Raw genomic sequence first — 13190 nt, forward strand, 5'->3', positions numbered from 1 at the left:
GACGCTACCGGGCCGAGCGAAGGTATGGCCACGCTCGTCGTTCTTGCAGACCCTCCGGTTGAAGGGTTCGTCCTCCCGGAGATAGTCGAGTCGACACCGGTGACAGCCGCGGAAGCGGCGCGGCTGTACGAAGCGATGCTCACGGACCTCTGTCGGGGAATTCAGGCCAGCGCTGGCGACTTGCTGGTGAACTACCGCCCCGCAGAGCAGGTGCCCGCGGATGTCGACCCCGAAGCGTCGCTCCGTGCCGTGCTCGACGACGCGCTCGAAGAACCGGACGAAGCCCGGTACGAGGTGCAGGTCGGTGAGACGTTCGCCGGCCGCGCCGGTAACACGGCGACACATTTGCTCGACGAGGAAGACGAGGACAGCATCGCCATCGTGAAGCCAGCCACGCCGTTCCTCGGACGGCAACAGATCGGGTCGGCAGCGATGAAGATTCGCTCCAGTGACGTGGTACTGGGGCCGACGACCGACGGTCGACTCTACTACGCAGGGTTTTCCGAGTCAATCGACTTCGAGAACGCCTACGCCGCGCCGGCCGTCGAGACGCTGACCGCTCGCGCACGGGATGCCGACCTCGATGTCGATTTCCTGTCTATGGCTCCCGTCGTCGAGACTGGCACAGACCTCGCCAACGCCGTCGCACAGATCCGTGCCCGACTGCGCGCAGAGCGCAACGTCCCCATCGAGACGGCGACAGTCATCGACGACCTGGGACTGTACGTCGAAGAGAGCGAAGGTGGGATTGCAGTGGCGCGGACTTCCGACAGTTCTTAGGGTACTGGCTGGAAAGGTACGACTGCGGTGGGGTGGCAGAGCGGCCTAATGCGCCTGCCTTGAGAGCAGGTGTCCGAGAGGACTCATGGGTTCAAATCCCATCCCCACCGTATTTTGCCGCGAACATCTCGTGAGCGGCAAATACGTAATGTGGGATTTGAAGTAGACGAGTCACAGCCCGCGCAGGGAGCGGAGCGACCGACCAGGACTATCTCGGCGTGGTTCAAATCCCATCCCCCCGTCAGATTCCCGTTGGTCATCTGACGAGCCCTGTCTCCCAGAACTCGACGCAACACCGTCATTTCACCTCCCGACGCGGTCGCGGATATTCGAAACCAGCGACTCGAAGTTACCGAGGTCTTCGACATCGTGAACCTCGTCGCCGACAGCGAATTCGCCGGGTTCGGCGACGCGAGCACAGATGCCGCCGTTGCCGTCGGCGAGCGCCCGCATCAACCCATCTTGTCCGGCCACCTGTTCGACGTGCCGACAGGGCGGACGCGGGCGGGTACCTTCGAACGTAACGCTACCGAGCGAGAAGCGGTGGTTCAACAGGTCGTGCACGTCGCCGCCGCGGACGACGACGTTCCTTCGGTGTTGGCCGTCGGTCACGTCGAGTCGCGTCTGGTCTTCGATTGTCTCCAGTGCCTCGGCCTGAACGAAGGTGACCTGGCAGACGTCGAACGGGGAGTAGTAGCCGCGGCCGGTGCAGTAGCGGTCGCCGTCGAGTCCGCCGTCAACGGCACGAATCGAGCCACGGCGTTCCATCGGTTCGCCGCCGGCCTCGGCAACGTAGATTGCCTCGACTTCCATAGACCGGGTACGGTCTGCGGCCGTATCTCTCTTGCCGCCGGGTTACGGTGCGCCGGCGATGATCATCTGGCTTTCTTCCTCGAAGGCGAGTTCACGGGCTGCATCGGCCGGGACGCGGACGGCATCACCCGCGTCGAGTGGTACGTCTTCGCCGTCGATCGTCAGCGTCGCAGCGCCATCGACGAGGAAGTAGACCTCTTCCTGATCGTCGTGCGAATGATCGTGTTCTTTCCCTTCCCAGCCGGCACTCGCATCGAGGACGGTGAATCCGAGTTGGTCGCAGTCGAGCGCGTCGCGGAGGAAGTGCATGCCGGGCGCGCGCGGTTCGACGTCGTCGTAGCTGACTCTGGTATGAGACATCCAACGGTGGGTTCGAGCGCCAGCGGCTAAAAGATTCGTCGCGGGTGGTTTTTCTGACTACGGCACCAGATGTGGCTATGAGCGACGACACTACTGCACTCGTCTACGGCGCGTACGGCTACACTGGCGAACTGGTCGCACGGACCGCCGTCGAGGCAGACATCGAACCGATACTGGCCGGCCGGCGCGAGAACCCACTGCGGAAGCTCGCAGCGGAACTGGAACTGGAGTATCGCGCATTCGGCCTCGACGACCCCGTTGCGCCGCACCTGGCCGACGTGGACGTGGTGGCCCACTGCGCCGGGCCGTTCGTCGACACCTACCAGCCGATGGTCGACGCCTGTCTGGCGACCGAGACGCACTATCTGGACATCACCGGCGAGATACCCGTACTGGAGGCCATCAAACAGTACGACGAACTGGCGGCCGACGCCGGCCTCATGTTCCTGCCCGGCGCGGGCTTCGACGTGGTGCCATCGGACTGTCTGGCAGCACACCTCCACGAACGGCTGCCAGACGCGACGGAGCTAACGGTGGCGTTCGACGCGGGGGGGATAGAAGCCTCCGCGGGAACGATGAAGACGATGGTCGAGGGACTGGGTGAGGGGTCGGCAGTTCGGGAAAACGACCACATTGTCTCGGTCCCCTACGGCGAGCGCACTCGGGTGATCGACACCGGAGAGGGGCCACAGACGATGACTGCCTTCCCGTGGGGCGACGTGTCGACGGCCCACCACAGTACGGGGATTCCGAACATCGGCGTGTACGTTCCCGTCTCCGAGCGCGGACAGCGGGTCATGCGTGCGATGGATGTTCTCGGTCCCGTTCTCAGTGCGGAACCGGTCAAGCGCGCATTACAATGGGGTATCGAGCAGACTGCGGAGGGTCCGGACAAACACGAGCGTGAGACCGGGTCGGCGTCGTTCTACGGCGAGGCGACAAACGGCGAGGAGACTGTCCGCTCACGCGTTCGTACACCCGAGACCTACCAGTTCACCGCCGAGTCCGTCGTCGAGATACTGGATCGCGTCCTCGCTGGTGAGGCGGTCCCGGGCTACCAGACACCGTCCTCGGCGTACGGCTCCGAGTTCGTTCTCGCAATCGACGGCTGTTCGTTTGAAGATCTCGATTAACAGTGGAGAACGGGCAATCTAGACGCTGTTGCGTTCGATAGCCCGCTGGGTTCGCTCGTCAACTCTGACGAGATGGCAGAGCGGATTCCCTGGATAGACGAGTGGGTTCTGAGCCACTCCGATGAGGAGACCGGTAAACGGAGCTTCGACGACGGTGCTGGTCGAGCCGAAGGGATTGCCGATTGTCGCAATCGTCTCACCCTCGTGAACGAGTGTCCCCCGGTTGGCCTGCATATCGACGAGCCCGCCGGTGTCGGCACGAATCCACGTCTTCTCGGCGCTCCCGGCGACGATGGTCCGCCAGCCAGGCCACGCGACGAGTTCGGACTCGAGTAGCCCAAATTCGGCGAAGACGCTGCGGATTCCCTCCAGCGCGGGGTCGATAAACTCCCGCTGGAAGCGGTGTGCTTCGCCCATCTCGACAGTGACAGTGGGCACACCGCTGTCGGTCGCTTCCCGGCGGAGCGTCCCCGTGGGGCCCTGTTTGTCGATGATGACGTGCGAGGCGAAGGCGTTGGCAACGCGGGCGACGGTGTCGTTGTCCAGATCAGCGCGAACGTGCAGCATGTTCGAGCGCCCACGCGTCGAGGTGTGAAAGTCCAGGCCGAAATCACAGGGTGCGACGAAGTTCCGGAAGATGCTGTGAGCCATCCGCTTCGCGCTGGTGCTGTCGGCCTTGCCGGGAAACGAGCGGTTCAGGTCGCGGTCGTACACCGGGAGATAGCGCTGCTGGGCGATGAAGCCGGGAACGTTCAGAACCGGCAGACAGACGAGCGTTCCACAGAGGCCGGTGAGGTCCCACTCGTCGGCCACCTCGCGGACGACTTCGACGCCGTTGAGTTCGTCGCCGTGGGCGGCCGCCGAGAGAAAGACTGTCGGTCCGGGTTGTTCGCCGTTGACGATGGTCACTGGCATCCGAACCGGGTCTCCCAGATACGTCTCGGTCACGGTGTAGCGGAGGCGCTGGGTCTCTCCGGGGTCAACCCGCCCTCCCTGATACGTGAACGACTCGGCTGTCGGCATAGTGTCGGATGCGAGGTCAGAGGACATACATGTGCCGCCGCCGCGCCGGCCGTGGGCCAGTTGTCCGACAATAGCATTATTCAGGGGTAGACTAAACTACATGCATGGCAGACGACGCCTCTACTATTACCGTCGGTGTTCTCGGACTCCACAGCAGCAAGGAGAGCAAGGCAATTCTCAACGCTATCGACGCGCTCGGTCACGACACCGAGTGGCTCCGTCGCGAAAACACGGCGGTCTCTATTCAGGACGGTGACCTCACACTCGAACCGGACGTGGACGTGGTCGCCAACAGACTGTTACTGTCGACCAGCACACACCCCGCCGAGGAACTGGGGCTTGCCCGAATGTTCGACCACGCACGACCGATGTTGAACCGTCCGGCGGCGGTGACGACGGCGATGCACAAGTTCGCCACCGCGGCCGCACTCGCGGAGGCCGATATCCCGATTCCGGACGCGCTGCTCGCGCTCTCTGGCGAACGGCTCAACGAGGCCCGCAAGCAGTTCGGCGAACAGGCGGTGTACAAGACGGCCATCGGCACCCACGGCGGCGGCGCATGGAAGGTCGACCTCGACGACCCCGTCAACCCCCGTGTTGGAGACCGGCAGGCGTTTCTCCAGCACTTCGTCGACAGCCCCGGTGACATCCGCGACGCCCGTGTATACGTCGTCGATGGAGAGATACTCGGTGCGATGTACCGGCACGCACCTGAAGGCGAGTGGCGGACGAACGTCTCACTGGGCAGCGACGTTCGGGATGCGACCGAGAACCTGCCCGAGGAAGCCAGACAGATGGCAATCCGAACGGCATCGACGGTCGGACTCGACTACGCCGGGGTGGACCTCATCGAGAACGGCGACGGGTGGGTCGTCCTCGAAGCGAATCCGACGGCGGGATTTCGCGGTCTCTACAAGGCAACGGGGACGAGTCCAGCGCCGTACATCGCCAAACTCGCCATCGAACGTGCGGGCGGGACTGTCGACGACAACCGAGTCGAAGAGCTCGCGGGGACGCTCGACGACTCCATGCCCGCGTGTACCCCCCGAAAGAAACGGACTTCGCCGTCGAAACCCGGCGTCATCGGCTTCATCGAGGACGTCGTCGTCAGCGGGACGCGCGGCTCGCAAAACGTCCTCGCCAAGTCCGACACCGGTGCGACGCGGACGAGTATCGACTCGCAACTGGCCGCCGAAATCGGAACCGGCCCGATCAAAGATATCGTCCACGTCCGCTCGGGGAGCGTCAAAGCTGGGAAGACGAGACCAGTCGTCGACGTCGTCGTCGGCGTCGGTGGTACCCAGCACACCGTCAGTGCCAGCGTCGAGGACCGCGGCCACATGGACTACCAGCTCTTGCTCGGGCGCGACATCCTCGAACACTACCACGTCGACGTGACCAGGAAAGCACAACAGGACAACGGCGAACGAGAAGAGTAGTTCCGCGGCGCTGCTCACCGCTCACTCTTGGAGACCTCACTTCGTTCGGTCTCCCTATCCCTCGCGAGTACCGTCTCAACGTAGTACGCCTGAATCGTCTCGTGCTCGCCGAGGTCGATGTCGTCGACAGCGTGGTCTTCGACGACGTGCCCACGGTGCATGATTGTCACGCGGTCGACGTACTGCTCGAAGTCGTCGATGTGGTGAGTCGAGACCAGCACGGTGTTGCCGTCGTCGGTGTAGCTGTCGAGAAATGCCAGCAGCCGAGTCTTCGACACGTCGTCGAGCGCACCCAGCGGTTCGTCCAGCAGGAGATAATCGGGCTGGTCGAGCAGCGCCAGCGCGAGGTCGAGTTTCCGTGCGAACCCGCCTGACAGCTCCGATGCGGTCCGCCCCATCGCGCGGCGCAGACGGAGTTCCTCAATGAGTGTCTCGCGCCAGTCGTCGTCGACCCCGCCTATCATCCGCGCGAACACGTCGACGTTCTCGGCGACGGTCAGGTCCGGGTAGAAGTTCGGCCGCTGGAACCCACACCCCACTCGCTGGCTGGGCACCGAGAGCGTGCCACTGGAGGGTCTGGTCAACCCGAGCATCAGCCGAAAGAGCGTCGACTTGCCCGAGCCGTTCGGGCCGAGCAGACAGTGAAACTGTCCGTCGCCGATTGTCAGTGAGACGCCGTCGACTGCCGTCACGTCGGCGTACACTTTCCGTATCTCGTCGAGTTCGATTGCCATCAGGCGCTCACCCGGTAGTAGACCGCCGACAGTTTGAGCACGACCAGCGTCGCGAGCGTGAACCCGCCCAGCAGGGCCAGCCAGTCGACGAACAGCGACAGGTCCAGCCCCTTCAACATCGCACTCCGGGCGACAATCATCGTGTGGTGGGTCGGAAGCAGTCGAACCACCGTCTTACGTAGTGCCGAGAAGTAGCCGACGGGATAGCCCAGCCCCGAGAACCCGATGACGCCCAGCAGGAGGACGACGTTGACGAACCGACCCATCGTCGAGAATCGAAAGAGGACCATGACGGCCATGCTGAGTGCCGAGAGGAAGACGAACGTGAGCGCAAGCGCGAGCACGCTCCCCGGTGCGAGCACGTCGATGGAGTACTCCAGATAGTTCGACGCCGCCTGAAAGACCACGAGCGGAATCGCGAGGACGGCAGTGAAGTAGACGAGTTTCGCGCCGAGGACAGCTTCCAGCGATGCCTCTGCCCGAAGCCGGTCGATGACGGCGCTCTCCCGCGCGAGATTGTACGGGACGTAGGTGAAGGCGACGAGGATGACAAAGAGCATCACCATAATCGAGAGCAGGTACTCCGAGAGGGAGCTCTCGGGGGCGACCACCTCGCGCTGGACGGACACGTCTGCGGGGAGCGCCCGGTCTAACTGGAAGGCCGCGATGTTGCGGATTGCCTTCGAGGGTTCCTTGAACGGGACGACGCTCCCGTCGACGATGAATCGGAACGTGGCGTTGTCCTCGTTCTCGTCGGTTATGTTGGGCGGCACGGTTACGATAGCGTACACCGACTCTTTGCGGAGCATGTCACGGGCGCGCTGCTCGCTCTCGACGACCTGCGGGTCCGAGAACTGGACGAGCGACCCCTCGATGATCTTCATGTCGTTGTCGGTCACCTCCTCGTCCTGTGGCACGACGGCAACCGGTGCGTCCCGCGGGATGACCGTCTCGAAGGCGACGCTCGTGTAGGCGAAAAACGACGGCAGGAGAATGAGCAGGAAGACCAGCGCGAGCACGTTGTGTTTGCTCCAGTGGACTTCCTTGCGCAGGAGCGACCGTAGCGACATCGCTCACCCCACCGTCCCGTGAGAGTACGTCAGTTTCGTCTCCTCGCGTGGACCAGCCGTCGCCGCTGTCTCGACAGCGAAACCGACGAGGGAACGGCGACAGACTGGCATCGAGCTAGTGGTGACCATCACCACGGGGCAGTTATCTCTTGTGGATTCTGCAAACGAGTGGCGAGGAGAGGTGGTGTTTCGGTGGTCGAGCAGCGACAGAGAGAAATCCTTTTGCATGGGTCGCCAAACTGTCGAGTATGGACTGGCCACACGACCCCGACGGCGAGGAAGGCAGCGAAGGCCGCCGCAAGTACGGTCACGCGGTCCTCGCAAAGAAGGTAGACGAGGGCGAGGACTTCCCCTTCACTGCGGGAGAGTACGCCGAGCAATACGGCGATCACCCCGTCCGCATCGACTACGAGACTGTCGTCAGCGTCGACGAGATCTTCGCCGATATCGACGACGACACCGAGTTCGAAGGCTTCCCGGAGTTCCACAAGCGCGTCGGGAAGGAACTGCGTGCGAAAGATTACTGGCCCTACCGGCTGGAACACGCCTGAGTCTGACCGGGTGCACCTGATCGGACAGCGCGCGCAGCGTTCTAGCGGCCACTCTCTTCGGAGTCGACAGCCTCGATACTCCCGATGTCGGGTGCCGGACCCTCCGCTCGCACTGACTGGAGTTTGCCCAGTACCACTGCAGCGACGTAGATGGCGACGGCGACGAGCACGATGACGCCGCCAGCCGTCGCGCCGACGTAGTACGCGACCGTAATCCCCAGCACGATTGCCAGCTGTGAGAGAACGACGGCGACGAGCAGCGACTGCGTGAAACTCCGGGAGAGTTGCGTCGCGCCGGCGACGGGGACGACGAGCATCGCCGCGACGAGGATGACACCCATAATCTGCATCGCGCCGACGACGACGAGCGCCGTCAGCATGACCATTACGCGATTGTACCACGCGACGGACAGCCCCGACACTTCCGCGGCCGTCTCGTCGAAGGTGACGTAGAGCAACTGGTTGCGGGTGACGCCGACGACAGTCGCGATGACGCCGAACAGGACCAGCATAATGACGGCGTTCTCCCGGGAGACTGTCGAGAGATTGCCGAAGAGATACTGGTTGACGCCGACGGCCAGCCCCCCGGCGTTGATGCTGATGAGAACGGTCCCGAGAGCGAAGCCAGTCGAGAGGACGATCGCCATCGACACGTCGTTGTACGCGTCGGTCACTTCGGAGATGAGTTCGATGAGCAGCGCCGCGATGACGGCGACGACGACGGCCGTCAGATACGGTGACACGCCGAGTTCGAGGACGCTGTTGAGAAACAGCCCGACAGCGACTCCAGCGAAGGCAGTGTGTGCCAGCGCGTCACCGATGAGCGCCAGCTGGCGGTGAACGAGGAACGTGCCGATGAGTGGCGCGATGACGCCGATACACAGCCCGACCAGAATCGCCCGATGCATGAACTGATACTGCAGGAGTTCAAGTCCGGTGAGGTCGCCGAGTGCGAACAGCAACTGCGACCAGAGTTCGAGTAGCCGGTACAGTGGTGTGAGTACGCCCGATTGGGCGACGGCAGCACTCGTCACTGCGGGACACCTCCCGTGTCGACTGCTGTCCCGAACGCGCGAGCGAGGGCGTCACTGTCGACGAAGTCCGCGGTCGCGCCGTCGAAGTACACCTCGCGGTTGAGACAGACGACGCGGTGGGCGTGCTCAGTGACCGCTCGCAGGTCGTGTTCGACGAGCAGAATCGTGATGCCGCGGTCGTTGAGCGCGTCGAGTAGTTCGTAGAACGCGTCGACCGACTCTGCGTCCACACCGACGGTCGGCTCGTCGAGGACCAGCAACTCGGCTTCGCCCGCCAGCGCGCGAGCGATGAAGGCACGCTGGCGCTGGCCGCCCGAGAGTTGCGTAATCCGCCGGTCGGAGAAGCCGGTCATGCCGACCGTTCGGATGGCCTCGTCGACTATCTCCCAGTCGTCGGCGGAGAGGCGACCGAAGCCGACGTGGGGGAAGCGTCCCATTTTGACCACTTCTCGAACGGTTATCGGCATCTCCTTGGCCGCGCTGGCCTGCTGGGCGACGTAGCCGAGGCGTCCGCCGTCGTCGAAAGTGTGCGCTGGCTCATCAAATAGCGTCACACGCCCGTGGTCCGGTTCCAGCAGACCCAGGACGAGTTGCATCAGCGTCGACTTGCCCGAGCCGTTCGGGCCGACGATGGCGGCGTACTCGCCGCTCTCGATGATGAGTGAGATATCCTCGACGACCGGCGTTGCCGTGTATCCGAAGGTGACCTCGGAGAGGTCGATAACGCTCTCGCGTTGCTGGCTCCCGTCTGTCTCCGCACGCTCCCGTCTGTGTCCGTTCGTCATTGGGTCACTCATTCGAAGTTCCGCCATTCTTCGCTCCAGCCGTCGGGGCCGGCCTCTGCCGGTGAGACGTTCCCGAGAACGACTTCGAAGGTCGGCATGTTGATGTTGTACGCGATCTCCTCGTACCCCCACGCTGCGTCGACCCAGTCCTCGCGGACGCCCGCGTACGGCGTGACCGGATAGTACGCCTCGACGGTGGTTTCTGCGAGCAGTTGCTCGGCCGGTCGCCTCGTCTCGAAGACGCCAGCGCCGATATACTTGATATTGTTTTCGTCGATGACGCGCTTTGCTTCCGTGATGTCGTCGGGACTCACGTCACCGCTGGCTGCGAGATTCGTCACCAGCGGGCGCATCTGTACGCTGTAGCGAGTGCCGATGTACTGGAATGCGTTGTGTGCGGCCAACTGGACCACGTCGCGCTCTGCTGCGTCAAATATCTCCTGGTAATCCGCGTCGATTCGCTCGAGCACGTCGTTCTTGTACGCCGACGCATTGGCCCGGAAGGCGTCTTCGTGGTCGGGTGCAAGTGTGACAAAGCCTTCTGTGATATTGTCGACCGACTGCTTGGCGCGCTGCGGGTCGAGCCAGAAGTGTGGGTCTTTGCCGCGATTCGCGCCGACGCCTTCCTCGTCGGGGTCGAGACTGGCCGCGAGCGATTCCAGTTCGATACCCTTCCTGACGTTGATTCGCTGGGTGTCGATACCGTCGTCTTTCAGCGTCTGAATCGTCCGGTCGGCCCAGGGCTGGAAGTCCTCGCCGACGTGAATGAACGCGTCGGCCTCGATGATGTCCCGGGTGATGGACGTGTTCGGCTCCCAGCCGTGACCGTGGAGTCCCGTGGGAACCAGATTCCGCACCTCGACCGGCGTGTCCCGGGCGACGTTCCGCGCAAAGTCGTAGAAACTGAAAAACGATGCCACCGCTACTGGGCCACCGTTCCTGCCCCCAGTCGTTGCGTCGCCAATACAACCGGCAAATCCAGAGATGGCGAGTCCACTCGTCGTCGCGAGGAAGGCCCGCCGCGACAGCCCGAGGCTGTCGGACTGTAAGCGTGACTGAGTCATCCTATTGAAAGAGTGCAAGCCGCCCAAGTATTTAATAGCTTCTAGCTAACTCTAACTTTAGACTAGTCAAAACAATTGTCGGGCGGGAAAAAACTCGGCTGCCCGACTGCGATGTCGCTGATTTCCTGTTCGAAGACAGTCGGTCGCCCGCGTGTGTGTATATCCAAAGACAAATAGCTGTAGATGCCAAACCGACCGGTATCGTGACAAACACGCAGGTCACTCACATCCAGATAGACAACTACGGCCCGTGGACAGTGACGCCGGAACCCCGCCGCGAGGTCGACCTGCAGACGCTGCAGTCGCGGCTCTTTGCCGACCTCTCGCAACTGGTTGGGAATCGCGACGGCTACGTCTTCTTCTCCCGGTTCGACAACATGATTGCGGTGACTAACGGTCTCACCGAGGCCGACCACGCGCTGATTCAGGAGTCGGTCGGCAACCGCTATCCGGTGACGATGAGTCTCTCGGTCGCGACCGGCCGCTCACCGGCCGAGGCACTCGGGACTGCCACGGAACAGTTGCAGGATGCCGGCAGCGCACAGGATCAGCATCGCCGCGAAATCCTCCGGGGGCGACCCATCGACGAGCAGTTCCGCACGGCCGAGGACGTGCAGATTGCACACTTCGACGTCAACGACGCCACCGGCAAGTACACCGACAAGCTCAACGAGTTCGACACCTTTATCAACATCGAACAGGGGTACGCGGAACTGATGCGCCACATGCGTCAGGCCCACGACGCCCTCTCTTTCTTTGTCGGCGGAGATAACGTCATCGCCATCTGTCCGGACATGGACGAAGCCGGGTATCACGAGGCCATCGACCACGTCAGCGACGCCGTCGGCGTGGAATTAAAAGTGGGTGTCGGTCGGGGTGAAACCGCATCCAGTGCCGGGATGGACGCCAAACACGCCCTCGAACGGTGCCGAGCGAACGGCAGTGACGTCGAACTAGAGTTCTGATTGCTGCTGGCGAAAACCCGCTGTGACCTTCGATTACGAACCTACGGTACAATCCGGCTTAAACGTACTGGAGATACCTTTTTCCCGGTTGTGAGATAACAACACACACATGAAGACAGAGGTCTCAGTGCGGGAGGTGATGGACCGAGAGTACGTCGGTGCGAACGAGTCGGACAACCTCGTCGAGACGGTCGAGTTGCTCCTCCGAGAAGAGGCGGAAACGGCAGTGGTTCTCCGTGGCAGCGAGCCGGTCGGTGTGCTGACAGAACGCGACGTGCTGGCGCTCCTGGTAGAGGGGCCGGACCCCCAGACGGCGACCGTCGGTGACGCGATGACAGAGAGCGTGCCGACTGTCTCGCCGGATACGTCACTGGATGTCGCGGCCGACCAGATGTCGACGCGATCTGCCCGGCGACTCGTGGTCACGACTGGCGGCGAACCGCTCGGACTCATCACAGAACACGACCTCCTGACGACCCGGACACACAGTCCGACGGCCGAACACGAACAGGAAGCGACAGCGTCGGTCGACGCGGGCGCAGGTACGGCACTCGCGGCCGAGGCCGAAACCGAAGCCGAAGACAATTTCGAGGATCAGGGGATCTGCGAAGTCTGCGGGACCTTCACACGCGACCTCTCGTCGTTCAACGGACAGTTGCTCTGTGCCGACTGCCGGGATATGTGATCAGTTGCGTTCGGCCGGGTTGGACAAGAGCAAGACCTTTGCGTTGGCTGGCCGATTCTTTGGACGAACTGGATGGACGGAGTTACGATTGGGACTGCACGAAGCGACGAGAGTTCGGTCCTGGCGTCGCTGTGGGTTCGACTGGCCGAGAGCCAGCAGGCGTACGGCTCGCATTTGCTTCCAGACCGGAACAGACAGCAGATACGCGAGACGATCGTCCGACATATCGTCAGCAACACCTTGCTCGTCGCACGCGACGACGGCATCGTGGGGTTCGTCATGTTCACGATGGAGACGACCGGATACCAGCAGGACGAGACGCGCGGCATTGTCGAGAACATCTTCGTCGAACCGGATTATCGCGATTGTGGGCTGGGCGCAGAGCTGCTGCGGGCCGCCGAGGACGAGTTAGCACAGCGCGGTGCAGAGACGATTGCCCTGGAAGTGATGGCCGAAAACGAGGATGCCCGACGATTCTACCGTCGGCTGGGGTACGAACCCCATAGGGTGGAGTTGGAGAAGCGAGTCGAAAGCGATACGCACTCAAAGGGGGACGAATAACAGTCGACTGCGCCAGGGGAGCTTGGGTGGTTCAAGCACCCGACTTGTAATCGGGAGTTCGAGGGTTCAAATCCCTCCCCTGGCTTCGCGTCAAACCTTCACACTCCAGTCTTCAACTCACCCTGAAGTCGGGGACTGTGAAACCGAATCGAGGATTCGTTTCGGACTCCACTACCGAGTCAGGAGTTGAGTC

Annotated in this window: 15 protein-coding genes and 2 tRNA genes; 9 read left to right on the top strand and 8 right to left on the bottom strand. The window is 62.7% G+C overall.

Going from position 1 to position 13190, the window contains the following annotated elements; all coding sequences use genetic code 11:
• Window positions 1-24 precede the first annotated feature (24 nt).
• Both WDJ60_RS08325 and WDJ60_RS08330 read left to right on the top strand, forming a co-directional pair.
• A complete protein-coding gene (locus tag WDJ60_RS08325) occupies window positions 25-780 on the top strand; it encodes a hypothetical protein (RefSeq protein ID WP_340099897.1) in 756 nt (251 codons plus the stop codon).
• Window positions 781-806: 26 nt separating this feature from the next.
• Window positions 807-890, top strand: a tRNA-Ser gene (locus WDJ60_RS08330).
• Window positions 891-1083: 193 nt separating this feature from the next.
• Here the strand turns inward: WDJ60_RS08330 and WDJ60_RS08335 are convergent.
• Both WDJ60_RS08335 and WDJ60_RS08340 read right to left on the bottom strand, forming a co-directional pair.
• Window positions 1084-1593: an MOSC domain-containing protein gene (locus tag WDJ60_RS08335; protein ID WP_340099898.1), complete on the bottom strand. Its 510-nt coding sequence runs from the start codon at window positions 1591-1593 to the stop codon at window positions 1084-1086.
• A 42-nt stretch (window positions 1594-1635) separates the two neighbouring features.
• Window positions 1636-1953, bottom strand: a complete 318-nt coding sequence (locus WDJ60_RS08340; protein ID WP_340099900.1) for a cupin domain-containing protein — start codon at window positions 1951-1953, stop codon at window positions 1636-1638.
• A 77-nt stretch (window positions 1954-2030) separates the two neighbouring features.
• On the opposite strand from WDJ60_RS08340, the gene WDJ60_RS08345 reads away from it, so the two are divergent.
• On the top strand, window positions 2031-3086 hold the full coding sequence (locus tag WDJ60_RS08345; protein WP_340099901.1) for a saccharopine dehydrogenase family protein: 1056 nt from the start codon (window positions 2031-2033) through the stop codon (window positions 3084-3086).
• 18 nt (window positions 3087-3104) lie between these two features.
• Here WDJ60_RS08345 and WDJ60_RS08350 read toward each other — a convergent pair whose 3' ends face one another.
• On the bottom strand, window positions 3105-4109 hold the full coding sequence (locus WDJ60_RS08350) for a succinylglutamate desuccinylase/aspartoacylase family protein (protein ID WP_340099902.1): 1005 nt from the start codon (window positions 4107-4109) through the stop codon (window positions 3105-3107).
• Between the two features lie 104 nt (window positions 4110-4213).
• On the opposite strand from WDJ60_RS08350, the gene WDJ60_RS08355 reads away from it, so the two are divergent.
• Window positions 4214-5548: a RimK family alpha-L-glutamate ligase gene (locus WDJ60_RS08355; RefSeq protein ID WP_340099903.1), complete on the top strand. Its 1335-nt coding sequence runs from the start codon at window positions 4214-4216 to the stop codon at window positions 5546-5548.
• 14 nt (window positions 5549-5562) lie between these two features.
• Here WDJ60_RS08355 and WDJ60_RS08360 read toward each other — a convergent pair whose 3' ends face one another.
• The gene (locus WDJ60_RS08360) at window positions 5563-6282 is read right to left on the bottom strand and encodes an ABC transporter ATP-binding protein (protein WP_340099904.1); all 720 of its coding nucleotides are present in this window, start codon (window positions 6280-6282) and stop codon (window positions 5563-5565) included.
• Window positions 6282-7352, bottom strand: a complete 1071-nt coding sequence (locus tag WDJ60_RS08365) for an ABC transporter permease (RefSeq protein WP_340099905.1) — start codon at window positions 7350-7352, stop codon at window positions 6282-6284. Before WDJ60_RS08365 ends, WDJ60_RS08360 begins: the two co-directional genes overlap by 1 nt.
• Window positions 7353-7600: 248 nt before the next feature.
• Here WDJ60_RS08365 and WDJ60_RS08370 point away from each other — a divergent pair, with 248 nt between their 5' ends.
• Window positions 7601-7903, top strand: coding sequence for a DUF5785 family protein (locus tag WDJ60_RS08370; RefSeq protein WP_340099906.1), 303 nt, complete (start codon window positions 7601-7603; stop codon window positions 7901-7903).
• 41 nt (window positions 7904-7944) lie between these two features.
• Here the strand turns inward: WDJ60_RS08370 and WDJ60_RS08375 are convergent, their stop codons facing one another.
• From WDJ60_RS08375 to WDJ60_RS08385, 3 genes are read right to left on the bottom strand one after another with little or no spacing between them, the layout of a single operon-like run.
• Window positions 7945-8937, bottom strand: coding sequence for a metal ABC transporter permease (locus WDJ60_RS08375; protein ID WP_340099907.1), 993 nt, complete (start codon window positions 8935-8937; stop codon window positions 7945-7947).
• Complete coding sequence (locus WDJ60_RS08380) at window positions 8934-9722, bottom strand: metal ABC transporter ATP-binding protein (RefSeq protein ID WP_340099908.1); 789 nt, start codon at window positions 9720-9722, stop codon at window positions 8934-8936. The genes WDJ60_RS08375 and WDJ60_RS08380 overlap by 4 nt, the downstream gene beginning before the upstream one ends.
• Before the next feature lie 8 nt (window positions 9723-9730).
• Window positions 9731-10786: a metal ABC transporter substrate-binding protein gene (locus WDJ60_RS08385; protein WP_340099909.1), complete on the bottom strand. Its 1056-nt coding sequence runs from the start codon at window positions 10784-10786 to the stop codon at window positions 9731-9733.
• 203 nt (window positions 10787-10989) lie between these two features.
• Between WDJ60_RS08385 and WDJ60_RS08390 the strand changes: the two genes are divergently transcribed.
• From WDJ60_RS08390 to WDJ60_RS08405, 4 genes are all read left to right on the top strand, one after another.
• Window positions 10990-11751 (top strand): GTP cyclohydrolase III, encoded by a 762-nt coding sequence (locus tag WDJ60_RS08390; protein WP_340099910.1) that lies wholly within the window; start codon window positions 10990-10992, stop codon window positions 11749-11751.
• Between the two features lie 109 nt (window positions 11752-11860).
• Window positions 11861-12436 carry a CBS domain-containing protein gene (locus WDJ60_RS08395; RefSeq protein WP_340099911.1) on the top strand — a complete coding sequence of 192 codons (576 nt, stop codon included), beginning with the start codon at window positions 11861-11863 and terminating at the stop codon, window positions 12434-12436.
• Between the two features lie 72 nt (window positions 12437-12508).
• Window positions 12509-12997: a GNAT family N-acetyltransferase gene (locus WDJ60_RS08400; RefSeq protein ID WP_340099912.1), complete on the top strand. Its 489-nt coding sequence runs from the start codon at window positions 12509-12511 to the stop codon at window positions 12995-12997.
• An 11-nt stretch (window positions 12998-13008) separates the two neighbouring features.
• A tRNA-Thr gene (locus WDJ60_RS08405) sits at window positions 13009-13082 on the top strand.
• Window positions 13083-13190: the final 108 nt, after the last annotated feature.

Origin of the sequence: Salinibaculum salinum (assembly GCF_037645885.1) — an archaeon.
Classification (GTDB): Archaea; Halobacteriota; Halobacteria; order Halobacteriales; family Haloarculaceae; genus Salinibaculum; species Salinibaculum salinum.

Bases quoted from the DNA above. Each gene is read 5' to 3' on its own strand.
- WDJ60_RS08325 (WP_340099897.1), top strand. From the start codon at position 25: ATGGCCACGCTCGTCGTTCTTGCAGACCCTCCGGTTGAAGGGTTCGTC.
- WDJ60_RS08335 (WP_340099898.1), bottom strand. From the start codon at position 1,593: ATGGAAGTCGAGGCAATCTACGTTGCCGAGGCCGGCGGCGAACCGATG.
- WDJ60_RS08340 (WP_340099900.1), bottom strand. From the start codon at position 1,953: ATGTCTCATACCAGAGTCAGCTACGACGACGTCGAACCGCGCGCGCCC.
- WDJ60_RS08345 (WP_340099901.1), top strand. From the start codon at position 2,031: ATGAGCGACGACACTACTGCACTCGTCTACGGCGCGTACGGCTACACT.
- WDJ60_RS08350 (WP_340099902.1), bottom strand. From the start codon at position 4,109: ATGCCGACAGCCGAGTCGTTCACGTATCAGGGAGGGCGGGTTGACCCC.
- WDJ60_RS08355 (WP_340099903.1), top strand. From the start codon at position 4,214: ATGGCAGACGACGCCTCTACTATTACCGTCGGTGTTCTCGGACTCCAC.
- WDJ60_RS08360 (WP_340099904.1), bottom strand. From the start codon at position 6,282: ATGGCAATCGAACTCGACGAGATACGGAAAGTGTACGCCGACGTGACG.
- WDJ60_RS08365 (WP_340099905.1), bottom strand. From the start codon at position 7,352: ATGTCGCTACGGTCGCTCCTGCGCAAGGAAGTCCACTGGAGCAAACAC.
- WDJ60_RS08370 (WP_340099906.1), top strand. From the start codon at position 7,601: ATGGACTGGCCACACGACCCCGACGGCGAGGAAGGCAGCGAAGGCCGC.
- WDJ60_RS08380 (WP_340099908.1), bottom strand. From the start codon at position 9,722: ATGACGAACGGACACAGACGGGAGCGTGCGGAGACAGACGGGAGCCAG.
- WDJ60_RS08385 (WP_340099909.1), bottom strand. From the start codon at position 10,786: ATGACTCAGTCACGCTTACAGTCCGACAGCCTCGGGCTGTCGCGGCGG.
- WDJ60_RS08395 (WP_340099911.1), top strand. From the start codon at position 11,861: ATGAAGACAGAGGTCTCAGTGCGGGAGGTGATGGACCGAGAGTACGTC.
- WDJ60_RS08400 (WP_340099912.1), top strand. From the start codon at position 12,509: ATGGACGGAGTTACGATTGGGACTGCACGAAGCGACGAGAGTTCGGTC.